Genomic DNA, 24,544 nt, shown 5'->3' with positions numbered 1-24,544 from the left:
TGTTTTCGGAAAGGCTTTAACACATATGAATATTAATTACGAAAAATATTACAGGACAGCTGTTAACTTGATTCTGATCATAGTTGTATTCCTGCTTATCTATATAGTCACTAAATACCTTTTGCCGTTTTTTGCTCCTTTTGTTATTGCAATCCTGATTGCTCTGATCAATGAACCTGTTATCCGGATTTTAATAAAACGTGCAAGGCTTCCAAGAAACATCGCGGCAATCCTGTCACTGCTCTTTACCATAAGCATACTCGGTTTTTTGATAACATTAGGCATCATAAAGATATACAACGAGCTTGTAGTGTTGCAGGAAAACCTTTCCGGCTATATAGACAATACCTCAAGTGAACTGAACCATCTTATGGACCGTGTTGCAAACTATTATGAAAACCTTCCCGAGTCGGTAAGCAAAGCAGTTAATGAAAATCTGACCAGTTTAGCTCCTAAGCTTGAAGGGGTAATTAAATCACTTGTAACATATTTAATCAATACTATAACATCGATCCCCAAAGTAGCTGTATTTATAATAGTCACCCTTCTTGCATCATACTTTATCAGCAGCGACAGAAACAAGATAAGCAACTTCTTCAGCAGACAATTCCCGGATAACTGGTCAAGAAATTTCTCCGGAATAAAAAGTGACACATTCACAGCGGTTTTTGCATACTTCAAAGCTTTATTGATACTGATGTCAATAACCTTTATTGAAGTAAGCCTAGGCTTATTCATAATAAAAGCGGATTATGTGCTGTTAATGGGCCTTATAGTCGCTCTGTCCGACGCTATACCCGTACTTGGCACAGGTATAGTTATGGTACCCTGGATAACATGGAATCTGATTACAGGTAACACGCAGATGGCTCTAGGGCTTACAGTAATATATCTGGCAGGAGTCATTGTGAGACAGGTGCTTGAACCGAAAATCGTGGGAGATCAGATCGGTTTGCATCCTTTGATTACTCTTATAGCCATGTATATAGGGCTCAATGTGTTTGGGGTTTTAGGGCTGTTTATAGGTCCAGTAAGTGTAATCATAGTTAAGAACCTTCAGACATCAGGTTTGCTAAGACTATGGAAGGACTAAAAATCAGACATTGTCCTCTCTATTTAAGTTTTCCTGTGACAACCCTGTCTATTGAAGCAACATCTTTGATGAAGCTTATTTTTTCAAAATCCCTGCTCATTATGCCACGAACTGATTCAGCTTGATTATAGCCTACTTCAAAAGCCAATAATCCTTCAGTCTTGAGATATGTCCGCGAAATATCCACTATTCTTCTGTAAAATTCCAGACCGTCACTCCCGCCGTCTAAAGCTCTGACAGGCTCATAGTCCTTTACCTCTCTCTGAAGCCTGCTTATCTCGCATGTAGGAATATATGGAGGATTGGATACTATAACATCAAATTTATTATCTTCAGATATGAGTAAATCCATCTTATCAAAAACATTAAGACAGACAAAATTTATCTTACGCCCAACTCCTATTATCTCAGCATTTAGTTTAGCCAGTTCCAAAGCCCCGTGAGAAACATCAACTGCAACTACCTCACAGTTTTTTAAATAATAAGCCAGACTAATGGCAACACACCCTGAACCTGTCCCAATATCAAGTATACGCACCATTGGCATATGTGACACATTTTCGATAACCGCTTCTACAAGCACTTCTGTATCATGCCTCGGTATAAGCACATCCGGTGTAACCCGGAAATTCAGGGACATAAACTCCTGGTTCCCGGTAATATACTGAACAGGAGTACCTATTGCTCTTAAATTCAGCTTATGCAGAAATTCTTCTGCTTGTTTTGACTGTAACATATAATCATTATGGGTATATAACCAGCTCCTATCACAATCCAATACGTGACAAAGTATAACCCCGGCTTCAACAACCGGGGTTTCTATATCTGCACCTTTAAGTGATTTAATTCCTTCTTGCAGTGCTTCTTTTATTATCATATAAACTCCTTACTTACCAGTTATCAATACCGGCTTCTTTCGGCCTAGCGTTATTGAATGCCTCTATTGCAACTTCTATCTGACTGTCATCGGGTTCTCTTGTAGTAAACATCTGAAACAGCATGCCGGGAGCATTAATGATTTTCATTATTCTCCATTCACTTTTGCCCGCAAATTTCAGAACTTCATATGAGAGTCCTGCCACAAGTGGTACCAAGGCAAGTCTGATTAATGCGTTGAACCATATCGTTCCTAAAGGAAGCAAGGAAAATATTAATATACTCACAACCATTACCAGGAACATAAATGATGTACCACACCTCGGATGTTTTGTCGTATATTTCCTTACATTCTCAACAGTTAATTCCTCTTCATTTTCATAGCAGTGAATAGTCTTATGCTCTGCTCCGTGGTATTCCCAAACTCGCTTTATATCCTTCATCAAGGAAGCAAGGACAATATACCCGAAAAACAGACATATTCTCAATATACCTTCAAACAAGTTATAGGCTATAGAGTTTTTTACACCTATAACAATCGTGGCCAGAAAGTTTGGAAGTAATATAAACAGGCCTATGCTAAATGCAATCGAAATAACAACCGCCAGGTAAATTGCAACATCTTTAAACTTATCTCTAAAAACCCACTCAAGAAAAGCATCTACTTTTGAAGGCTTTGCTTCCGTATCCTCTTCGATGTCTACAAACTCTGCCGAGTACATCAGTGCTTTCATGCCAAGAACTATCTGTCTGAAAAAGCCCACTATCCCACGCATGACAGGAAGTTTTGTAAAAATATCTTTTTTAGGTAAAGGCCTCCTATCAATAACTATCTCACCATCAGGCTTCCTCACAGCAATTGCTGCATTTTCCGGCCCGATCATCAGAAGTCCTTCAATTAAGGCCTGACCCCCTATACTAGTTTTTTTCATTGACTTCTCCTCTGATAAAATTAAAGACTGAAGCGTTAATCGCTCAGTCTTTAGTTTATCATTTTTGTGTTAACTTTTCAAATGTAATAAAATATTGCCAATGATTATTCTTTATCAACAATACCGAATTTCTTCTTGAATTTCTCAACACGTCCCCCAGTATCAATAAGCTTCTGCTTACCAGTAAAGAAAGGATGGCATTTTGAGCATATTTCAACATGAAGACTCTTCTTTGTTGATCCTGTAGTAAAGGTCTCACCGCAAGCACACTTTACAACTGATTCACTATAGTTAGGATGGATTCCTTCTTGCATTCTATTTCACCTTCTTTCGATACTGCAAAAACGATTATAAGCTAGTTAGCTTCTTGCCGTTTTTGCTACAATTGTTTATTTTAAAATTTAATTACGAAAATTAGAAGCAAAAAATATTCTAGCACAAAAGCTTCCAGTACGCAAGAACTATTTTTCAAGGAAAGCAATATTTATGCTGTTTATAAAATCATCATTGGTTCTTGTCTGAACGAGCTTGTTAATTATCATCTCTGTCACTTCAGCAGTACCCATATTGCTCATTGCTTTTCTAATAGCCCAAATACTGTCCAATTCCTTCTGATTTAAGAGAAGCTCTTCTCTCCTCGTACTGGACTTGTTAATGTCTATAGCAGGGAAAATACGCTTTTCAGAAAGTTTTCTATCCAGATGAAGTTCCATATTTCCTGTTCCCTTGAATTCTTCAAATATGACATCGTCCATTCTGCTTCCGGTTTCTATCAAAGCAGTAGCCATTATTGTAAGACTTCCGCCAAACTCAATATTCCTCGCTGCACCAAAAAATCTTTTTGGTTTATGAAGCGCACCGGGGTCAAGACCACCTGACAAAGTTCTTCCGGTAGGAGGTATTGTAAGATTATAAGCTCTGGCCAGCCTTGTGATGCTATCCAGCAGGATTACAACATCCTTTTTCTGCTCAACAAGTCTCTGCGCCCTTTCAAGAACCATTTCGGCAACTTTGATATGGTGTTCGGGTACTTCATCAAAAGTAGAATATATTACTTCTCCTCTTATGGAACGCTGCATATCAGTTACTTCTTCCGGCCTTTCATCTATAAGCAATACTATTAATTCAATATCAGGGTGATTCGCAGTGATACTGTTTGCTATTTTCTTCAGAAGTATCGTTTTACCTGCTTTCGGAGGTGAAACGATCATACCACGCTGACCTTTACCTATTGGAGCTATTAAATCTATGATCCTTGTAGACAATTCCCTTGGAGATGTCTCAAGATTTATTCTCTGATCAGGATATATCGGGGTAAGATTCTCAAAAGGTATCCTTTTGGCTGCAACATCAGGCAAATCTCCATTTACGTTTTGGACATACAATAATGCCTGAAATTTTTCACCCTCCTTGGGTATTCTACCTTTACCTTTGATTTTGTCTCCGGTTTTAAGTCCGAATCTTCTTATCTGTGAAGGAGATACATATACGTCTTTGGGTCCTGAAAGATAGTTATCACTTCTCAAGAAGCCATACCCATCAGGAAGTACCTCTAATACCCCTTCTACAGGGTCATCACTTTCAATTTTTTCAAAATTATTATTTGCTTGTATATTTCCATTATCTTTCCTTTGATCAAATCGCTTTTGAGGCATTCTGTTGTCCTGCCTGTCAGCGTCATCTTTTGGTCCTTCAAGCTTAGGCTTTACTGTTTCTTCCACTCTGGCCTCTGCCTTATCTTCATTAATTTTGCTCTTTGCTTGCGTCTCTACTTGCGTCTCTACTTGCGTCTCTGTCTGTATTTTAGTTTTATCCGGCTTTTCCGTTTTTTCCAATTCAGACACTTCACTATTCAGCAGGGGCTTTTCTTCTACCTCCGGAGCCTTATCATCGGGCTGCTCTGCTGTATTCTCTGCATTTTGTTCTTGTCCTGCTTTTACTATCTTTGAGGGTCTTCCTCTCTTGGATTTTCTTAAAACTACGGTTTCATTATTGCCTTCGTCATTCTTAATATCTGAAGTTTCAGTCGATTGCAATTTTTCAGAACTTTTTGGCGTGTCATCTATGTGATGCGGCTCCACTTTTGGGTCAGCCACCTGATGTTCTTCATTTGTTACTGTATTGTCGTCCTTTAGCTCCTCTGATGCTTTAACTTTTCTTCTTCCAGGCTTTTTTTCTATTTTGTCCTGAGCCTGATCTTTTTCTGATACGTTTGAATCCTTACCGACCTCCAATATCTTACTTATCAACTCTTCTCTCTTCAGCTTGGATAAGCCTTTGATATTCATCATTTTTGCTATATAACGTAAGTCTTCCATCGTCTTACGCTCGAGATTGATGTCCTCCATACTCCACCACCTTATTTATACCTAATATATTATTTCCAATTTATAGGGAATTCATTCAACAGACGTTTCAATTAAGCCCTTATAGATAAGACATATTGATTCTTATCCATTCAGAATCTGAAATGTTTAAACTTGAACTCATACGTCCAAATCATTTTTACAGAATGCAATTTATAGCTTGAAATTTGTAAAGAAAATACAACGTAAAGTCTGATCAATAAAAATTGCAGCTAAGTATCGTTTTCTATAAAACTACGTTCTGTTACATCTGGAAAGGACTTGAGAATACTACTGGAAGAATTATAGCATTAAAGACAACCTTTGTCAACCTGCAATAACAGCACTCTCACCCAGTAGATATTATTGACAAAAACGAAATGGTTTATTCAGTAAAATTTTCTTAGAAAATATTTATTACCCATCAGTCTTCTGCAAAAAGCTTTTACTGTCTGAACCTTTATAGTTTTCATTACCTGTCAAAAATATATGCCTGACGGCAAACAACTCTTTAAGATCTTCATTGGAAGCCGCTCTTACCTCCGCAGTTGCATAACACTTCCGGCATCTCATATATATTCTGTCTGACAAGAGACTGAGTTCTATATCACCATTCCCGCATTCGCATACCAGGCTTCCCTGCTCTGCAATATCATGAATCCTGTTTAAGGAATCATACATCACCCTTGTATTTTTAAAATAATTGTCATAGCCCAGCTTATCTATCAAAGCATCCATTTCTTTTTCAAGGCTGTCAACCTTGTTTCTTACCAAATCACCATTTCCGATAAAGCATTGCTGGATTCCTGTAACCGGACATGAAAACACGCTGATATCCTTACCTATAATATCTTTCCTCTTAATAGAATATGTATGATTATTTCCGCATCCTATACAGTCAATCTGCAATTTGTAATCCCTGAAATTTTCCTTGAAAATAAATATGCGTGAATTGTTGCAGCAGCAAGCTGCGTGGTATTTCTTTTTTGATAATAAATCAAAATAGGAAACATCAAAAAATATGTAGCCTCCACACGAAGAGCATTTATAAGCAACAGTCACACTTGTATCTATTAGCATTTTTCCACCCCAGAATAGTTGATTTTACAGACCCGATCCCAAAATGGCCCGTTTTTTTTACATAACACTTATTTATATCTGCTGTGGGGAAATTTTTCATATGATAAAGGAATAAAACAAGGAGTTACTCCTGGTTGCAGATTAGTAAGTAAACATGCAGTATATAAATTATTCGCCAACAAAATAAAAAATCCTGCATAAAGCGCTTTTAGTAATAAATAAAAAGGATAGCTGCTTGTTATACAGCTATCCTATACTTGCTTTATCCTTTTGTGCTGATCTACAATTATTCTATCCCTGGAGGTAATTATAAATCATCACTGCTGTTTGTGCTCTTGTAAGTTTTGATTTAGGGTTAAAAGTGCTTCCAGTTACTATCTTAAGACCCTGTGCAATAGAAACATATCCTAAGAGGTCGGGGTTAATCTTGTTTGCATCCTTGAAGCTGCATTTGTAAATACCCTTAATATCTGCAACCTTGTCATATTTCATAGCTCTGATGATAAACTTAACTGCCTCTTCCCTGGTCACGGCAGCGGATGCTTTCTTTTCAGCCTCTTTAACTACACCCTCCCTGATCAGGAACTTGTAAAGATTGTCAATATCATCCTTACTGCTGCTTGATGAAACAACAGGCCCATAATAATAGTTCATTGTTTTTGAAAGGAGGTTCAGGAAATCCAACTGGGTAATATTTTCATTAGGCCTGAATTTCGGTCCTTCCAGAGAAACACCATACTCGCTTAATACTGTAATCTGCTTTTCTGCCGAGTGACCTTTTATATCGGTGTATACTACTGGCTTGTTTTCCTTGTAGGGCTTTCCATTGTAATCCAGGAGTACCCCCGTATTAACATCAAAATATTCCGGTTTGCCTGGCTTTAATGCGTATACAAGCTTCACATCAAGCTTGCTGCTCTCAGGCATTACACCTTTATAGTAGAAGTCATATGGATATTTTGCCTTATACTGCAGTTCCAGCCCTATAACACTGAACAGTTTTTCATATACCTTGCTTATATCAAGTTTTTTATCTATAGTCGGGAATTCAGTATCAAACCAGTTCATATTGAAGCTGGTCACTTCGCCGGATACGGCATCGAAGCCGATTGTAAGCTTATTGTCCGGGAAATATGCCCCATTAACTTTTCTGGTATAGTTAAAATTAAAGTATGTCTGTTCTTCACTGCCGCTTCTTAATGGATAATAGAATGAGTTACTATCATCAAATTCAACATCCTTCAATTTATCCGCCTTAAAGCTCTTAAGAAATTCTTCTACCGCTTGTTTTGCCTGCTCTTCTGTAAACTTGGCCTTAGCGTTCTCACCATTATTTACACTACGGCTAAAACTCGTTATTTCTCCTGTTTTTGCATTGATACCGGCATTTATATATACGTAGCCACTGCCGTCCGGCTTAGTAGCTTCTTTATGGAAATTCAGAGACCAGGTATACTCATCCCTTAGAGGCCAATTTCTTGAAAGGTTCGCACCTGAAAGCTTAAATTCGCTTGTAAGCTTAAGCTTATCGAATTCACGTGCTATTTTTTCTGCAGCTTCCTGGCTGATAAGATCGGATAGTTCATCTATAGCTGCTATTTCTTCAGGTGTCAGGTTAGCACCTTGTACCATCTCATCTTTGACAATTGTAGATACTATACCTCCTCCACCGTACCCGTCTCCGTAATACGGGTCAAATTGTACCTTATCACCGGAGAGGGCATCTATGGCATAAGAACTTCCGTACTTAGGCGTATAGACAGCAAATAAGCTTAGTTTTTCATTCTCGTAGTTATATCTGTATACCAGCCTCAATCCAAGCTTCTCAATATAGGCTTTCTTTGCTGCATCTAAATTTATAGCTTTAGCCTTATCAGGGAATACCAAACCATCATTCCAATTGTAATAATAACTCTGAACTTCACCTGTTTCACTGTTCACCGATACTCCTATGTTGTTATTGTAAAACGGAATACCATTTACCATCCTGTCAAAATTAAAGTAGTAGTTGGATTCCATCATCGGCTGGTTATTGATTTCGGAAACTCTGACTTGAGAAAAAGCATCAGCATTAATTTTCTTAATAAACCCCTCTGCTTTAGCCTTTGCTTCCTGTCTGCTGAATTTGGGAAGCTTCTTCTTTGTCGAATAGTCATAAGGCTTCCAGTTGTCATAACTAAGGATTGTACCCTTTTCATCCACTCTTACATAAATGCTTGCCTCATCCCCATCCTTACTGCTCCATCTCAGGTTCCAGACCTTTTTTCCATTTTCCGAGTAAGCTTCAGGCGAAAAAGTATAGTTACCGGGAATACTAAACGTTTTCTTCACCTTGGCAACTATGCCTTCCAATACTTTATCCTTGGCTGCAAACACCTGCACTGGCAGCATTGCTGTACAAAGCATAACAACTGTTAAAAAGAAAGCTATTTTCCTTTTCAAACTCCGACACCTCTTCTCTAATAATTTTGTTATTGGCCTCTGGAATAATTTCTTCCTAAGTGTCCAATATATTCTTATATAAAATTAGACTGGACCAATGTCTAAAAGTTCCTTGAAAATGGGCATAAATACAGCTTTTTATATTACAATTGTATTACATTGCTATCAACCCTTAATTTGGTATAATAATATTTATACTAAGTAAATCGGCTTTAACGACATTTATCAGATAAACCATTGAAAGGTGGCATATAATGAGATACTTAAAAATGACAGGTTTTATTTTTCTTTATTTATCGGTATACCTTATTCTTCAGATTTATCTTTCTGGAGTAGCAGGCTTGTTTTTCTCCATAATAAAACTGATGCAGGATCCTATGATAACACCTTCAGAGATTACTGCCCCCCTGCTCCAAGGGACTATATTCATACTAGCTATATCTGCTGTGGTGTCATTCCTAATATATTGGTTCACGTTCTGGCTCCGCAAGGAAAATATATTCAGATTTTGCAAATTTCATAAAATAAGCGTGAAAAACATTGGATTGGTATGTGTTCTCGGAGTTGCCATGGTATTTCCAGTAAGCTTTATTGTCGAAGTGCTAAAAATCGACCAGCTTTCCAAGATGACAGAAGAAGCGTTCAATATGCTTTTTAAGAATAATAATGTATTTGTTCTTTTGCTTGGAATAGGAATAGTCGGCCCAATTATTGAAGAAATCATTTTTAGGGGATTGATTCAAAACGAGTTGAAAAGAAACATGAATATTGCTGCTGCCTTATTCATACAGGCACTTTTGTTCGGAGTATACCATCTGAATCTGACCCAGGCAATATACGCCTTCCCGCTTGGGCTTATACTGGGCTTGGTTTTCCTTCAAACAGGCTCTATATGGGGCTCCATACTTGTACATATATTTTTCAACAGTACAAGTGTAGTCCTGAGTAAAATTCCCGGGGAAAGCCCGGAGTTCCTTAATAGTCCGGTATCATTGATTATTGCATTTGCAATTTCTATAGTGGCTTTAATTTTGCTGACTGTAAAAAGCAGAAGAAGAGAGCTGGCTTAAGGCCGGCTCTCAAATATCTTAAATTTAGCCTCTTGTGCAGTTGATTTAGCACAGCAGATTAATTTATATTCTTAATCGCCTTTTCAGCAAATGAAGTATTCACCACTTTATCATAAGGCGCATTCTTTTTCAGCTCCCCTGCTGTCTGAATAACCTCCTGTAAAAGATCCAATGCTCCTCTTTTCAACAAAGGATCCTTGCACCAGGCATCCTGATCCTTATACCGCTTCGCTACAGTAACAAGCAGTGTTTCATCCGCATCCGGGAATGAAGGTTTTATAAGCCTCGCTATCTCCTCTGGAGTGTGTTTTTCAACCCAAAGCTGTCCTTTGTATATTGCATTGGTGAACTTCTGAATTATGTCCCTGTTCTCTTCTATGTAACTTTTTTTGGCAAAGTATGCAGTGTAGGGTATTTCTCCACTATCTTTACCCACAGATGCAAGTATGTACCCCTTCCCCTCCTTCTCCAGGAGTGAAGCCGTTGGTTCAAACAACGTTACATAATCACCTTTTCCGCCAACAAATGCTCCTGCCATTAAGGCAAACTGGACGCTTGTGTCTACAGCCACATCCTTACCGGGGGTAAGCCCGTTCTTTTTAAGAACGTACTCAAGAGTCATTTCAGGAACTCCGCCTTTTCTCCCTCCAATTATAGTTTTACCCTTAAGGTTACTCCATTTGAAGCCCTGCTCTGGATTTCTTCCTACCATAAAGGAACCATCGCGTTTTGTCAACTGTGCAAAGACTACCGAATAGTCTTCCTTACCCTCATTATACACATATATGGATGCTTCCGGCCCTGCAAGACCAATATCCGACTGTCCGGACAGTACGGCGGTCATTACTTTGTCGGCACCCTGCCCGTTAGCCAACTCAATATCAAGCCCTTCCTCCTTGAAGAAGCCTTCGTTTATAGCCACATACTGCGGTGCATAAAAAACCGAATGTGTTACTTCGCTTAGCTTTACTTTTACAAGTTCCCTTTCACCACATCCTGTAACAGTAAAGATAACCCCCAGTATAAAAGCGGCAAGCAAAGCACTTCTTTTCATATATATCACTCCTTTTCCGTTAATCTGCCTTACTGTAATACTCTGGCGAATATTGCATTCCTCCAAAATAAAGGGAATTAATGATGCTCATTGTTTTTTATAATCAGTTTTTCAAGATAAACTACACCTTGGTACATTAATGTTGCAGCAAGTGCCAGTATGAGGACACTTGTCATAACAAGGTCCAGTTGAAACACCTGTCCGCCGTACACAATAAGGTATCCCAATCCGGCTTTCGATACAAGGAATTCTCCTACTATTACACCAACCCAAGAAAGGCCGACATTTATCTTTAGTGCATTTATAATGACAGGGAATGTAGAAGGTAGAACTACCTTGGTAAGTATATTAAATCTATTTGCTCCAAAAGTTTTTACAAGCTTTATCTTATCATTATCGACAGCTAAAAAACCGTTTAGAACCTCAAGTATTGTAACAACCAGCGAGATGGTCAGTGCAATAGCTATTATTGCTGAAGGTCCGGCACCAATCCAGATAATAAATATGGGGCCTAATGCAATTTTAGGCAGGCTGTTTAAAACAACAAGATAGGGTTCCATAACCCTGGCCAGGAATTCAGACCACCATAGTACTACAGCAATCAAAGTGCCAAATACCGTTCCCAGTGCAAACCCGACCATTGTTTCGAGGCAGGTAACGCCTATATGTTTGAACAGAACACCTTCATTATACAAATTCAGTATTGTATTCACTATTCTTGACGGTTGGCTGGTTATAAAGGAATCTATGATTTTAAGTACGGCAGCTGCCTCCCATAATGCAAAAAAAAGCACCAGTATCAAACTTTGTGTTATCAGGATGGAAAACTTTCTGAGCTTGACCTTTCTAAGAAATTCTTTATGTTCAGGTGAACCGCTTGATAAGTCTGTTTTTTTAGACATGTACATCTAGCTCCTTCCATATTTCGTTGAAATATCGCCTGAATTCAGGGGCTTCTCTGGAATACAAAGGAGTTCTGGGATTGCAGCCCAATATAATTTCATGTACATTCTTAACTGTAGCCGGCCTTTTGGTCAACACTACAATTCTATCAGCCATGCTTATACTTTCCGCTATATCATGGGTAACAAGTATCGCCGTCTTATTCTCCTTTTTGATAATTGAATATATATCATCCGTGACCGCCAGCCTGGTTTGGTAATCGAGTGCGGAAAAGGCTTCATCGAGCAAAAGTATCTGAGGCTTTACTGCCAGAGTCCTTATAAGTGCAGCCCTCTGCCTCATCCCTCCTGAGAGCTGATTGGGATATTTATCTCTGAACTCATAAAGCCCGTATGTATCCAAAAGCATCAGTACATATTCCCTGCTTTCATTATTTAATAAACCTCTGATTTCCAATCCGAGACAAACATTCTCAAATATGGTGCGCCAGTCAAAAAGCTGGTCTTTTTGAAGCATATAGCCAACCTCAAAGGAAGTACCTGATATTTTTTTGCCATTTATACTTACATGACCTGTGGACGGAAAAATAAGCCCGGATATTATGGAAAGAAGTGTAGATTTACCGCATCCGCTTGGACCGACTATGCTTATGAATTCTCCTTTCTTAACCTGGAAACTGATTCCCTGAAGAGCATCAATCTCTCCATTTATTGATTGATATTTCATACCCAGATTATGTACTTCCACTATGTTCCCCAATAATATCACCCCCAGTAACAAGGGAATTACCTGCAACTTAATCATGCTGCGATACTATAGTGGTTATACAATAGTATATTAAGCTGTCTTCCAAAGGGTGCTCCCGAAAAATGCATAATAAAAGAGACATACATAGTATGTAAGTCCCTTTACAATAATCCGGATTTAAAAAAAGCAGCAACCGGGATGTCACTTTATTTTATTGGCAGCCCATACATAACAGGAACCAGTATAGGAACCAGCATTGACAGTATCAGTCCATTGCCGAAGGATACCAATGCAGTCTCATCATCAGTATATCTGGTAATAACAGGCAGTGTCGTATCCATGGATGTAGCTCCTGCAGGAGCAATGGCACTGTTGTAACTAAGTTTTTTTGCCAGCCAGGGAATTGTCAGAAAAGCTATAATTTCCCGGGATACATTTGTAATAAAAGCAATAGTGCCGATTTCAGCTCCACCCATTTCTTTGAGCAAAACGCCGGAAAGACTATACCATCCAAACCCGGAAGCAATAGCCAAACTTATACTCTTTGGCATACCATATATAAATCCGGCAATAACTCCGCCTACCCATGTGCCTATAATAATAGAAACTGTCACCAATACGATTCTCTTACCCACGATCCTTATATTCCTGAATGCATTTTTATTTATCCCTATCTCTATACCAATCAAAAAAATCAATGCATACAGTGCATACATGGATGCATTTTCAATACTTCCGGCAGTTTCTTGAGGAATAAAAAAGTAACCTGCAAGTCCACCTGCCAGTAAAGATATCATTATAACCAGCGTCACTTTTCACACTTCTCCTTACAGAATATCCTCGTAATCACATAAACCGTTATTATGCTGAATGCTGCCGTCAGCAATGCAAACGTAACCGCCCTCAAACCGAGAGTCCGGATGTTTTTTATCAATACCCTGTTTCCGCCTATTCCCACTCCCATGCAGAACAGGAGCGCTATCACACCAACCTGCTGCAAGCGTTGGATTACCCTTATGTGCTTTGAAATTAACCTTACAAAAAAACCTACTGCGATTCCTGCAACCAACATTAAGAGGATAATCCACATTTCATGTTCATCTCCAATTTGATCAATTCTGCCCTATAACTCAAGCCCCATTGAATAAACAGCTGCCTCTCCGCCGGGATATCTGCTCTTTCTTAAGCCGTAAGGGCGAAATTCCATTCTTTCATATAGCCTCTTTGCCTGTATATTTTCTGCATTCACGTCAAGAAGCACCCTTGAGTAACCTTTTTGCCGGGCCATCTCTATTGTCTTATTAAGAAGAAAAGTACCAATACCCTGACCCCGGCATTTTTCATCAACACATATATTACTTATATAGAAATCATTATTATGCAAATCTCTTGTAATTATCCTATCTATAATGGGAGTAACAAAAAACAGTCTTAAAGAACGGAAAAAACCTGCTGCCAAAAAAATATCTTTACTCTCCGTACGTTTTTTATCCTTCTCCGTAGAACTATCATAGCTGACCACTATCGCTTTCATATCGTTTCCATCAGTTACTGCATATAGGTTTTTACTACTGAATGAATTACCCTGCAAACAAATCATTTTTTCAATTATGTTTATTGCCTTTGGAGGCATACCGAACATTAGTCTAAAAAGCTTAATATCTGTGTTGTAAATGAGACACGCTGCCTTCCTTGTATTACCGGATTGCAGATTAAACCTGGAAAATGTTAAGTCCATAAAATCAACTCCATTATAATAAAGATACCGACCGACGGTATCTTTATTATATATCAATAAATACCTTTTGTCAAATCCTGGAGCTAATAAAAGGTATCCCCGGTTGACTTCATCACCCTCTCCGTTCGATTCCACCTCTAAAACAAAAAAGACTTCGAAATTATTCGAAGCCTTCTGGAGCTGGTGGACGGAATCGAACCCCCGACCTATTGATTACAAGTCAATTGCTCTACCTGCTGAGCTACACCAGCATAGTTAATTTTAGCCAATTCTTCAAGCTGATTCTTCAAGATCTCGCCCTGCACTAATTTTCAATCGCCGATTATCCCTGACGCATGAATTATGTTACCACAAAAAAAACATGTTGTAAATACCTTTTGTTAAGGAAAATTATATCAGTATTTACATTCCTATATAAAGTAGAAATAGCACAAAATGTCCTGTTTTCTTTTTTATTTACGCTATAACCATTATTCCCCATACATCAAGAAAAGGGAACCGAAGCATATTAACTTCGATTCCCTTTTCTTTGGTGGGCACTATAGGGCTCGAACCTATGACCCCCTGCTTGTAAGGCAGGTGCTCCCCCAGCTGAGCTAAGCGCCCCTATGAATTATCTCAATTGCAGGATTTATTATAGCATCAACTCTGTACACAAGTCAACTGGAATTTTAAAAATAAAGTTCTATTTCCTACCAGCGCACATTTCCCAGCTTTAGCTAATACACAAGCTCTCCACCTGTTTCGCGGATAATTTGCTTTACTTTTTCCAAGTTTTCTTCATCAACATAAACTATGACTTTGCAATTCACGTCAGCAATTTCCTCAAACCCCGCCATTCCACTCACCATAGGGCTCGCCGCGTTTAACGGGGACTTCCCCTTCCCTATTCCATGCCCGTCTGATTCAAGCACCAGTCCCGACAGGCTAACAGACGTTTCTGTTCCCGGTACATTTGTTTCTACATTTCTGTCATCCCTATAATGGTCATTTATATCAACAGCAGCTTTTTGTATTCCTTCACCTTTAAGTTTTGATACAGCTTCATTAGCCGTCTTTATACCTGCAAAATACCCTTCTACCTTCATGTCTTCTCCTTTTAGTCCTGCACTATTTCTACAGCCCCGGATTGCTCCATAATCTCCCTTACCTTACTCGCTTCATGCTTTGGGGTCTTCAGTGCTACAATTATCCCTTCATCTCCCTTTAATCCCTTTATTCCATCCGCATACGGTTCCAGTTCCCCCAGGCCCTGCCGTTCGGTGCTGATAAGTGATACCCCGGCATCAGTAGCGTCTTCGACACTATTAAACTTCTCCCTGTCGGCCAGGTCGCTTACTACCATATCCCCCCTGTCAAAGCCTATATTTTTAAGTGAGTCAATCAATCCGCTTGCCTGCCTCTGGTCAGGCAATCTTGCTATCAAACGCATTTCAATTCCTCCTCATGAGAAAAGTTAATCAATAGTTTTGTGTCTACTGATTTTAGTATGTCCAAAAAAAAATCTTAAAGTATTGAATATTAACCCAGTAAAATATCAAGCCTGGGAGCATCTCCAGGCTTGATATTTCACTGCAGCTTATTGTTTGAGTTCATCCTGCCATCTCCGGCAATATTATCGCTCTCATTCATTAACCGACCCATACCTCTCATCAAAGTATCATCTTCCAAAACACTGAAGAGATGATACCCTAAATCTTCACGGTCTTTCAATACTTCTTCAAGAGTTTGAACAGTACCGAAGTCTCCGAGTTCATGTGCCCTTGCTATAGTTTTACGGAGCATATCCTGAAGCTTCAGCTCGTGCTCAAGATCATTCCTTAGGAAGTCCCGTATGCTGTACCGTCCCTCCACCTCATGCTTAATATATGACAACTCGTGCTGAGCTACAGGATGTGCAGTCGGAACGCCACCGAGCCTTGTTACACGCTCACCAACTTCATCAATATGTTTTTTTGTTTGCTCTATGTGCTCATTAAGGAGTTCATGCAAACTTATAAAGCCCTCAGCCCCTTCGCTCATCCAGTGATGTTTATTATACTGATGGAGTGCAACTGTGAGTGCACATTGGTGATCGTCAAGCATCAATGCCATTTCTTTTCTTACTTCATAAGGTAATCCTATTCCCGCACCTTCCTGCTTTACTGTTCTGGGCTGCTGGCGTAATATCATGTCATGATTGGTGCTGTGACCAGGCATAGCAGGGTTAAAACCTGATTTATCCAGGTTAAAGGTTCCTTTGAAGTTTCCTGCATTATTCATGGCGGTCCTTACATCCTGCGGTGTTCTGCCCACCGGCTGCATTTCTTCCATAATCATCTCTCCTTTTTGTGCTATTATTTCTCACATAAAATTGGGAACTTAACTTAACCGGAATTTATTATTTCCATATTTTAAAAAACTATTTGCTGGTATTCCTTTGATAAATTTTACTTTTTATTTTTTTCTTTTAAAAAGTTAAAAATATTACTCTTATAAATTAAGAACAAACTGCTAAGAATATTGCTGAAAGTAAAAAATACTTTGGAGGTAATAAACATGAAGTTCAAGTTTAGATCCCTAATTGCCTTATCATCCGCTTTTATTATGATTATAGCTTTGGCAACCGGATGTAATACAGCAGGAAGGACAAACCAACCTCCTAACCAGAATGGAGCACCACAAATAGGGCAGGATAATGGTACCCTGATACCGGGACAGGATAATGCTGTGGTTCCAGACAGGAATAACACCGGTATGCAAGGTATACTTCCCAACACAAACACCAGCCCCGGGGGTATCAGACTAAACCAGCAAGGACAGCAGAACACTGATCAGGCAACTTTTGATACTCAGAGGGCAAACAAAATTAAAAATCAGTTGAAAAATATGAAAGAGATAAAAAATGCTAATGTAGTAGTGCGAGGGAATACAGCTCTGATAGGCTATACTCCTTCCAACAACACAAAGGATACAAATAAAATAAGAAATACACTTAACAGCAAAGTAAAACAGATAGACAGCTCTATTGTTAATGTAGTAGCTACAGATAAGTCAAATATGAATACAACCATAAACAAACTTGCAGGTGATATTGCAAATAGCAGACCTGCCAATGACCTTGCCAACAGATTCAACAAGATAGTTCAAACTATTACAGCTCCGGCAGGAAGATAAGGAAAGCCATAAAATTCAATAAAAATGGATCACACTTAACGTGTGATCCATTTTTATTGAGATTGTTCTCCCAATTTATGCGCAGTGCCAGATAAACCTTATTTTAAAACCGGATTGTATAAATATAAGGAACAGAACTACATTCCTGCCATATCCATCATAAGCAATCCGGGATCGAGCATTCCGAATATCATGGCTATATGTGCAACTACGAGAAATATTCCCACAAATGTGGCATGGAGCTTTAGTTTACTCACTTCGTTCCTTTTTCTACCGATTATGCCCATATCAAGCAATGCCATCCCAAGCAGCGGAACTATTCCCAAAAGGTAAAAACCCACAGCTATAACATCTGCCGGACCTCTCCATCCACCCGTCGAGGTAAGAGGAATTACAGCAGTTGTAAAAAGATAAACAAAAATACCTGTAAAATAGAGTCCTACAATTATACTCGCTATCCTGTTGACAGCTCTTAATCCACCATTCAGGTTTCTGCTGAAAAGAATACCAAGCTCGGTTACTGCTATTGTTTCCGCAAGAATTACCGGTATTGCCATAAATATTATCAGATTCCATGGTTGGTTTGTTGCCAATAATTCCATGTAATGAGTCATCATATTTTCCATATGTTCCACCTCCACTATTCCCTCCGTATTATGTGATTATTTTACAAAAGAGATGTGAAGATTTTATGGAGATGAAAAAAGAAAATATAAAAATTTCAAAATGTATTAATATAGATTGCCCGTTTGGAAATATACTCTAAATGATACCACATTTATTACATATATTGATATAATATATTTGGAATCAATTGCATAGGTCCACTAATTATTCATGTATAAATACTGATTTTACCGGGCTAGGATTTATTTAGCTGTAATCGGTCAAAGAAAACCTTAAGGAGCCAATCACATCATGAAATACATTAATAATTTATTTTCAGTTTCTTACATATCTCTGGGCATGCTTATAGTGCTTACAATTATAATCCACATGATAGATACCCTTGCTTATTCGGTTAGACTGAACGCAGTAAAAAGCGGACAGTTTGCCCTATCCTTTTCACTTTTCAACATTATTGTCTTGGTGTCGAGAACAGCAAACATGCTCCAGGGACCACTTATCGGAAGTATGATTGATAAAAGCATCTTAAATGGAACTGATCCTATCAGCGATATAAGAAACGTAATATTCGCCGCAACAATTGGTACCATTTTCGGGATAATACTTATACCCACTTTTATCAACATTTTTTCCAAAGCAGTTTTAAAGCTGGGTTCCACAGGCTCTATGCCCACTATTGTACTTCAGTCTCTCAGCGTAGATAACATCAAGCGGATAGCCAAAAATGTCAGCAGGCCCTCAAAGCAAATGCTGAGAGGCTTAAGATATAGAGATATTCCAAAAAGACTGATGTTTTTCAGCATTTTGATAACGGGAGTTTACACCATAGGGGTGCTGGCAGCAAATTATTCAGCTATATTTGTATCTCCTGAACACAGGCTGACAGCCGTAGGCTCATCGGGTATTATAAACGGTCTGGCAAGCATATTGCTTACCTTGATTGTTGATCCCAAAGCTGCAATCATCACCGATGAAGTCTATAGAGGTAAAAGAAAATATGGGGATATCAAGGCTCTTGTCATAATGCTAATAGCATCAAAGCTGCTAGGCACTCTGCTGGGACAGCTTCTGATCGTCCCCGGAGCTAAGCTTATATCAATTATTTATAATACTTAGATTTTAAATTTCTTTACTACGCTGCCCAATTCTTTAGCTATACCCGCCTGCGATCCTACAGAAGCAGAAATCTCTTCCATTATTGCATTCTGCTCTTGAGTAACTCCGGAAACATGTCCCGTATTAGCAGCAGCCTGCTTTGCAAGGACTGCAATATCCTCTACCTGGCTAATGATCTTTTTATTATGTGAATTCTGTCTTTCTATATTGATGAAAATATCATCGATTATCTTTGCAGTTTCAGATACAGCTCTGATAATCTGTCTCAGCGAATTGCCTGTATCATCCACGACTCTGATGCCTTCACAAACCTTGGAGGTGCTCGTTTCCATTACCATAATCGTATCGTTTATACTTTGCTGTATCTTTGATATTATAGCTGATATTTCTCTGGTAGATACCGCCGATTGTTCTGCCAGCTTTCTTACTTCCTCGGCGACAACAGCAAAGCCCTTACCTTGTTCTCCTGCTCTGGCAGCTTCTATTGCAGCGTTTAAAGCAAGCAGGTTTGTTTGTTTTGCTATAGCATCTATTACATTTACAATTTGTCCTATCTGTTCAGAAAAGGCATTTAGTTTTGAAACCTGCTCAGAGGCTATGTCCACTGTCTCTTTAATGCCACTTATCATTTCCACTGTATTTTTTACGGCGTTTTCCCCATTTCCCGCTTCCATCAAGGTATTCTGTGCAAAATGATTTGCTGTATCTGCTTTTGACAATATTCCATCCATAACTGAAAGTGTTTGCCTGACGGTGTTTAGAGTATCTTCCGATAATAATGCCTGATTATTTGATGTAGATGCAATTTTTTGAACCTGTGACGCAACTTCTCCTATTCCCCCTGCTGCTTGTTCTGTCGCCCTGCCCATTTCCTCAGCTACACAAACAACCTGATTAGCCGTTGTCACCACCTGGCTGATAATTCTCCTGAGATTGCTGATCATACTGTTGATCGCATCTGATAACTCCCCTATCTCATCAGAAGTGTGAATCTCCAGTTTAGTTGTCAGGTCTCCTTCGCCTTTAGATATCTGATTAATAATTCCGGTTAACCTGGCAATCGGTTTACTAAGTAAATTTGCAAAAACAGCACTGAGTACAAACCCTATCACAAGCCCTATGATTAGTGCCTCAAGCATTCTATATTTTATGCCCTTCTCTGCATTTTGAATTGATTCTACGGATGCATCCACTCCGATAATACCTGCCACAGCCCCATCACTATCCAAAACAGGAGCATATCCGGTCATAAAGCTTCCCCACTGGTCACTATATATTTCACTTACTGAAGCTTTCCCGGCGAAAGCCTGTTTCATGGCATCATTCAGAATATACTCCATACCCAGAGTAGAATGGTCCTCCCCTTCTGTAGGATCAACAACAAATTGAGTCTTTTCGCCTTTTAAAGCCAGCGTATAGATATATGCGAGCTTGTTGTTCTCCCGTACTTTAGCCAGGAAACTCCCTATTTCTTTATATGTATCAGTTTTTTCGTCTTTCTCTTCCTTCAGTTCCTTGTGCTTATCTCCATCCACTGATACTGCAACAGTCGTAGCTATGGAGATCAGCCTCATTCCCAATTCCTTCTGCAAATCCCCTAAAGCTTTATTATATACTAAAAAGCCCATTATTCCTGAAACAATAATAATACAAATAAAGTTCACGGTAAAAATTTTGATACGCAAGCCTATTCTTACTCTCCCGGATTTTAAAAACACTGTTTTCATGCGTAACCCCCATATTTGTTTTGTTTTGATGATAACAAAACCTGCTTGTGGACAACTTCAATGCTTTACTGCTGAATCAGAAATGCTTACAACAATTTGGCTGGCAGAATAATTGTATATGTCTAGTTTATTTGGTATAGAATTGAATTGCCCTTTTTACCAACCTCGTTGATTACCCCCATCTTTTTCAGACAATAGGCAATTTTTCGCGCCTCTGTCACCCTATATCCACAAGCCCCGGCCAGATCTTTTGTAGTGAAAGGATGGCATAGATCGGTAGGAAGAAGCTTAAGAAAATCATCTTTACTGCTGAATTCCACCTTTTCAAAAACCTCTACAAGTTTTTTATCTATTATACTTTGTCCCCTTCTTCTCCAGCTTCCTTTTCCATCCTCACATCTGATCTCTTCCTCTTTAATCAACAGAACTTCAATTGTAAGGTTCTCCTCATTTATTAACGCAGGGATTCTTACCAGCTCATTGAAAATATCTGTCACCTTACCCTTTTTGGAAGATTTCCTGGAACTTAGCACTTCTTCTCCCGAAGCACTTACTCTGGTTATTATTTTTTCCTTTGCTATAGGATATACTAGACGGATTTTATGATTTTTAAGCAGTTTAGCAAGCTTTTTCCTGATAGCTGCAAAATTAGCTGTCTGAACTTCTATAAGAAGGTCCCCTCTTACTATATCTATTATGCTGTTTTCGACCCTGGCTTCAAGCCTGTCACCGTATGTGCTATACCATTCCTTGACAGCAGAGTGCAGTGAACCTTCATTTTCAATATTTATTCCATTATGCTCATAGATAAATGAATCTTCATTTTCTATAACCATAGCAACCCCCAGTGATTTATATATAAGTTTACGTAAACTTAAAACTTATAATAACTATTAAAACATAAAGAGCTTCTATAGACAATACACACTTATGAATTCTGTCCAGCCCTGCTAAAGACCCCTAATATTAATAAATAAATAAAATTTGAAATGCATATTATAAATGTTGAATATGAAAACATAGTATTGCCGGATTGCTGCTGAAGGGATATGATATGATTGGCCAAAGAAGCAATATTGAAGTATATACAGGCATCAAAAGAAAAAATTGAATTACTCGAAAGTAATATGGCAAAGTATATTATTCTGTCTGTCATGTCAGGCATTTATATAGGCTTCGGAACAGCCCTGGTTTTTTCTATCGGTGCTCCTCTGAAGGCAGCAGGTTCGCCAGGGCTAAAAGCACTAATGGGCGCATCCTTTGCAATTGCCCTGACCCTTGTAATATTCGCAGGGTCTGAACTTTTTACAGGGAATAATATGGTAATGTTTATTGGAAATCTGTCAAAAACCGTATCATGGACTGACAGCCTTAAGGTATGGAGTATAAGTTTTTTAGGCAATCTGGCCGGTTCCCTGCTGTTTGCTTCAGCAATGCTGGGATCAGGACTTATTTCCAAATCCCCGTTAAGAGACTTAATTATTAATGTTTCATCCCTAAAAATCAATGCAACTTTTACAGAGCTGTTTTTCAGGGGAGTATTGTGCAATATGCTCGTATGCCTGGCAATCTGGATGTCAACTATCGCAAAGGAAGACACAGCAAGGCTGTTTCTTATATTCTGGTGTCTTTTCGGTTTTGTAGGTGCAGGCTTTGAACACAGTGTAGCGAACATGTCGCTGCTCGGCATGAACATATTTGTAAACGGAAACTCTGCTCTTGTTTCGTGGACAGGCTTTGCATATAATATTACTGTCGTCTCATTGGGAAACATAGTGGGCGGCTTAATTATAGGCGGTGTATATTGGTATGTATACGCTTATAGAAAAGCCGGCTAAATTTTATTTTCAACTCGAGTCCAGTCTACGAGTTGAGCTTGGAGGGTAAATATGTCGATAAGCAGAGCAAAGAATTATTATCTTGGGCAAAACGGTTCCAATAGGATGAATTGTGCTCAGGCTGTAATATGTGCATTTAAGGAAAATTTCAACCTTAAGGATGAATTAATCGAATTATTCAGAGCCTATGGCGGAGGTAATGCCCCAGATGGATTATGTGGAGCATTTTTTGCCGCCAAGTATATTCTGGAAAATAATAAATCGGACGATTATATTGAATTGGAAAAATTTTTTATAGAGCATGCAGGCTCTTTAAAATGTCGGGATATAAAAGGCCTCAGAAAACTCTCATGTGTAGGTTGTGTTGAGAAAAGCGCGGAATTCCTGGGAAAGCTGGGATAAGTAAACAGGATTGACATCAGAACACAAGCTCGGTATGCTGTTGGTAATAATTGTATAGGAGATGCCGATACCAATGAAAAAAATAAACATGACCAGGAGTCAGGCCCGATATTTTATTCTTGCACACCAAGGCTTGTTACCACCCCGCAGGTTCAAGGGCAAAGCCGGGATTATGGAATACGTGCGTCATGTAGGTTGTATTCAATATGATCCTCTTAATATAGTAGGCTATAATCAAGAATTGGTTCTTCAATCCCGGGTTTCAAATTTTAAACCTTCTCTTTTACAGGAATTGCTTTACAAGGATCGCAAACTCCTGGACGGATGGGATAAGAACATGTCCATCTACAGTACGGAAGATTGGCCTTATTTTAGCCGTATCAGGCAGGAAGCAAGGCAGCTGTACGGAAACAGCAGCAGGCCTGTCGTATCTATTTTGCCGGAAGTCCGCAGAGAATTTGAAAAACGTGGCCCTCTATCCTCTGCCGACCTTGACTTCAATGAAGCTGTCGACTGGGCATGGGCGCCTACACGTTTATCCAGGGCCGTACTGGAAAGCATGTATTTCTGGGGCGAGCTAATCATACATCATAAATCCCGTACCCGTAAAACCTATGACCTGGCCAGCCGTCATATTCCCGAAACCCTGTTGAATGCTACTGATCCAAACCTGCTGGAAGAACAATACCATGAATGGTATGTCCTAAGACGCATCGGAAGCATAGGGCTGCTATGGAACAAGCCAGGTGATGCATGGCTGGGCATTTCAGGAATGAAAGGCAGTGAAAGAAGCAGCGCTTTCCAAAGGCTGCTGGATAAGGGAAAAATTATTGAAGTATCAGTGGAAGGGTTTAAGCAACCTTTATTTATGAGAGCCGAAGACAGTCCATGTCTTGATAAAGCTGCAAAAGGTCCTGAACAGATACCGGAGACTTCAATAATCGCGCCTTTGGACAATTTCATATGGGAAAGACAGTTAATAAAAGAACTGTTTGATTTCGACTACAGGTGGGAAGTGTACAAGCCTGTTGCAGAACGACGGTATGGCTATTACGTTCTTCCTGTCCTGTATGGTGACCGTTTTATTGCCCGCTTTGAACCAGGAAGGGATAAGAAGACCGGTGCACTGATAATAAAAAACTGGTGGTGGGAAACAGGGGTTAAGAAGTCAAAAAAAATGTACTCATCTGTTCAACGCTGTTTCAAACAGTTTTCCAACTACCTTGGTACTGACAGTATATTGGTTGAGTCCTTACCATCAAATAAGGAAACCATGGAATGGTTGATAACTGCAAACCTTCTCTGATTCATGTGCATTTTATTTACAAACATGCTAGCAAGCCGGGGTGCCTTGATTTTGACTACCCTTTACACGCAGTTCTTCTTATGATATTCTTT

The 24,544-nt window shown here is 39.1% G+C and carries 25 protein-coding genes and 2 tRNA genes; 7 read left to right on the top strand and 20 right to left on the bottom strand.

Annotated features, from left to right (window positions below):
• The first annotated feature begins 25 nt into the window (after positions 1 to 25).
• Positions 26 to 1,093 carry a sporulation integral membrane protein YtvI gene (ytvI, locus tag N3I35_05990; GenBank protein MCX8129636.1) on the top strand — a complete coding sequence of 356 codons (1,068 nt, stop codon included), beginning with the start codon at positions 26 to 28 and terminating at the stop codon, positions 1,091 to 1,093.
• A 19-nt stretch (positions 1,094 to 1,112) separates the two neighbouring features.
• On the opposite strand, the gene prmC is transcribed toward ytvI, so the two are convergent.
• The 6 genes from prmC to N3I35_05960 form a co-directional block, all read right to left on the bottom strand.
• The gene (prmC, locus tag N3I35_05985) at positions 1,113 to 1,970 is read right to left on the bottom strand and encodes a peptide chain release factor N(5)-glutamine methyltransferase (protein MCX8129635.1); all 858 of its coding nucleotides are present in this window, start codon (positions 1,968 to 1,970) and stop codon (positions 1,113 to 1,115) included.
• Positions 1,971 to 1,983: 13 nt separating this feature from the next.
• Complete coding sequence (locus tag N3I35_05980) at positions 1,984 to 2,901, bottom strand: DUF1385 domain-containing protein (GenBank protein MCX8129634.1); 918 nt, start codon at positions 2,899 to 2,901, stop codon at positions 1,984 to 1,986.
• Positions 2,902 to 3,005: 104 nt separating this feature from the next.
• The gene (gene rpmE / locus N3I35_05975; GenBank protein MCX8129633.1) at positions 3,006 to 3,215 is read right to left on the bottom strand and encodes a 50S ribosomal protein L31; all 210 of its coding nucleotides are present in this window, start codon (positions 3,213 to 3,215) and stop codon (positions 3,006 to 3,008) included.
• Positions 3,216 to 3,362: 147 nt separating this feature from the next.
• The gene (gene rho / locus N3I35_05970) at positions 3,363 to 5,249 is read right to left on the bottom strand and encodes a transcription termination factor Rho (protein MCX8129632.1); all 1,887 of its coding nucleotides are present in this window, start codon (positions 5,247 to 5,249) and stop codon (positions 3,363 to 3,365) included.
• A 414-nt stretch (positions 5,250 to 5,663) separates the two neighbouring features.
• Positions 5,664 to 6,326 carry a hypothetical protein gene (locus tag N3I35_05965; GenBank protein ID MCX8129631.1) on the bottom strand — a complete coding sequence of 221 codons (663 nt, stop codon included), beginning with the start codon at positions 6,324 to 6,326 and terminating at the stop codon, positions 5,664 to 5,666.
• A 291-nt stretch (positions 6,327 to 6,617) separates the two neighbouring features.
• Entirely contained in the window at positions 6,618 to 8,768 is a 2,151-nt protein-coding gene (locus tag N3I35_05960) for an S-layer homology domain-containing protein (GenBank protein ID MCX8129630.1), read from the bottom strand.
• 254 nt (positions 8,769 to 9,022) lie between these two features.
• Here N3I35_05960 and N3I35_05955 point away from each other — a divergent pair, with 254 nt between their 5' ends.
• The gene (locus N3I35_05955) at positions 9,023 to 9,838 is read left to right on the top strand and encodes a CPBP family intramembrane metalloprotease (GenBank protein MCX8129629.1); all 816 of its coding nucleotides are present in this window, start codon (positions 9,023 to 9,025) and stop codon (positions 9,836 to 9,838) included.
• 58 nt (positions 9,839 to 9,896) lie between these two features.
• On the opposite strand, the gene N3I35_05950 is transcribed toward N3I35_05955, so the two are convergent.
• The 11 genes from N3I35_05950 to N3I35_05900 form a co-directional block, all read right to left on the bottom strand.
• On the bottom strand, positions 9,897 to 10,892 hold the full coding sequence (locus N3I35_05950; GenBank protein MCX8129628.1) for an ABC transporter substrate-binding protein: 996 nt from the start codon (positions 10,890 to 10,892) through the stop codon (positions 9,897 to 9,899).
• A gap of 77 nt (positions 10,893 to 10,969) precedes the next feature.
• Entirely contained in the window at positions 10,970 to 11,794 is an 825-nt protein-coding gene (locus N3I35_05945; GenBank protein MCX8129627.1) for an ABC transporter permease, read from the bottom strand.
• Positions 11,787 to 12,554 (bottom strand): ABC transporter ATP-binding protein, encoded by a 768-nt coding sequence (locus N3I35_05940; GenBank protein ID MCX8129626.1) that lies wholly within the window; start codon positions 12,552 to 12,554, stop codon positions 11,787 to 11,789. The genes N3I35_05945 and N3I35_05940 overlap by 8 nt, the downstream gene beginning before the upstream one ends.
• A gap of 194 nt (positions 12,555 to 12,748) precedes the next feature.
• Positions 12,749 to 13,354, bottom strand: a complete 606-nt coding sequence (locus tag N3I35_05935) for a lysine exporter LysO family protein (protein ID MCX8129625.1) — start codon at positions 13,352 to 13,354, stop codon at positions 12,749 to 12,751.
• Positions 13,351 to 13,632, bottom strand: a complete 282-nt coding sequence (locus N3I35_05930) for a lysine exporter LysO family protein (protein ID MCX8129624.1) — start codon at positions 13,630 to 13,632, stop codon at positions 13,351 to 13,353. Before N3I35_05930 ends, N3I35_05935 begins: the two co-directional genes overlap by 4 nt.
• A gap of 33 nt (positions 13,633 to 13,665) precedes the next feature.
• Positions 13,666 to 14,280, bottom strand: coding sequence for a GNAT family N-acetyltransferase (locus N3I35_05925; GenBank protein MCX8129623.1), 615 nt, complete (start codon positions 14,278 to 14,280; stop codon positions 13,666 to 13,668).
• Positions 14,281 to 14,455: 175 nt separating this feature from the next.
• Positions 14,456 to 14,531: transfer RNA gene (locus N3I35_05920), tRNA-Thr, on the bottom strand.
• 279 nt (positions 14,532 to 14,810) lie between these two features.
• Positions 14,811 to 14,886: transfer RNA gene (locus tag N3I35_05915), tRNA-Val, on the bottom strand.
• 113 nt (positions 14,887 to 14,999) lie between these two features.
• Positions 15,000 to 15,368, bottom strand: coding sequence for a hypothetical protein (locus N3I35_05910; GenBank protein ID MCX8129622.1), 369 nt, complete (start codon positions 15,366 to 15,368; stop codon positions 15,000 to 15,002).
• Positions 15,369 to 15,379: 11 nt separating this feature from the next.
• Positions 15,380 to 15,712 carry a hypothetical protein gene (locus tag N3I35_05905; GenBank protein MCX8129621.1) on the bottom strand — a complete coding sequence of 111 codons (333 nt, stop codon included), beginning with the start codon at positions 15,710 to 15,712 and terminating at the stop codon, positions 15,380 to 15,382.
• A 137-nt stretch (positions 15,713 to 15,849) separates the two neighbouring features.
• The gene (locus N3I35_05900; GenBank protein ID MCX8129620.1) at positions 15,850 to 16,593 is read right to left on the bottom strand and encodes a ferritin-like domain-containing protein; all 744 of its coding nucleotides are present in this window, start codon (positions 16,591 to 16,593) and stop codon (positions 15,850 to 15,852) included.
• Positions 16,594 to 16,818: 225 nt separating this feature from the next.
• Between N3I35_05900 and N3I35_05895 the strand changes: the two genes are divergently transcribed.
• Positions 16,819 to 17,436, top strand: coding sequence for a YhcN/YlaJ family sporulation lipoprotein (locus tag N3I35_05895; protein MCX8129619.1), 618 nt, complete (start codon positions 16,819 to 16,821; stop codon positions 17,434 to 17,436).
• Positions 17,437 to 17,573: 137 nt separating this feature from the next.
• Here the strand turns inward: N3I35_05895 and N3I35_05890 are convergent, their stop codons facing one another.
• On the bottom strand, positions 17,574 to 18,062 hold the full coding sequence (locus N3I35_05890) for a permease (protein MCX8129618.1): 489 nt from the start codon (positions 18,060 to 18,062) through the stop codon (positions 17,574 to 17,576).
• A 292-nt stretch (positions 18,063 to 18,354) separates the two neighbouring features.
• Here N3I35_05890 and N3I35_05885 point away from each other — a divergent pair, with 292 nt between their 5' ends.
• Entirely contained in the window at positions 18,355 to 19,179 is an 825-nt protein-coding gene (locus tag N3I35_05885; protein ID MCX8129617.1) for a lipid II flippase Amj family protein, read from the top strand.
• On the opposite strand, the gene N3I35_05880 is transcribed toward N3I35_05885, so the two are convergent.
• Together N3I35_05880 and N3I35_05875 are read right to left on the bottom strand one after the other, a co-directional pair.
• Positions 19,176 to 20,906 carry a methyl-accepting chemotaxis protein gene (locus tag N3I35_05880; protein ID MCX8129616.1) on the bottom strand — a complete coding sequence of 577 codons (1,731 nt, stop codon included), beginning with the start codon at positions 20,904 to 20,906 and terminating at the stop codon, positions 19,176 to 19,178. The two genes, N3I35_05885 and N3I35_05880, sit on opposite strands and share 4 nt — an antisense overlap.
• Before the next feature lie 122 nt (positions 20,907 to 21,028).
• Positions 21,029 to 21,742 (bottom strand): hypothetical protein, encoded by a 714-nt coding sequence (locus N3I35_05875; GenBank protein ID MCX8129615.1) that lies wholly within the window; start codon positions 21,740 to 21,742, stop codon positions 21,029 to 21,031.
• Between the two features lie 222 nt (positions 21,743 to 21,964).
• On the opposite strand from N3I35_05875, the gene N3I35_05870 reads away from it, so the two are divergent.
• The 3 genes from N3I35_05870 (at position 21,965) to N3I35_05860 (ending at position 24,452) form a co-directional block, all read left to right on the top strand.
• Positions 21,965 to 22,744, top strand: coding sequence for a formate/nitrite transporter family protein (locus N3I35_05870; protein MCX8129614.1), 780 nt, complete (start codon positions 21,965 to 21,967; stop codon positions 22,742 to 22,744).
• A 51-nt stretch (positions 22,745 to 22,795) separates the two neighbouring features.
• Positions 22,796 to 23,146, top strand: coding sequence for a C-GCAxxG-C-C family protein (locus tag N3I35_05865; GenBank protein MCX8129613.1), 351 nt, complete (start codon positions 22,796 to 22,798; stop codon positions 23,144 to 23,146).
• 73 nt (positions 23,147 to 23,219) lie between these two features.
• A complete protein-coding gene (locus tag N3I35_05860) occupies positions 23,220 to 24,452 on the top strand; it encodes a winged helix DNA-binding domain-containing protein (protein MCX8129612.1) in 1,233 nt (410 codons plus the stop codon).
• Positions 24,453 to 24,544: the final 92 nt, after the last annotated feature.

The sequence above is a fragment of the Clostridia bacterium genome (genome assembly GCA_026414765.1).
GTDB lineage: Bacteria > Bacillota > Clostridia > Acetivibrionales > DSM-27016 > SKW86.
This window is presented reverse-complemented; position numbering and strand designations above follow the sequence as displayed.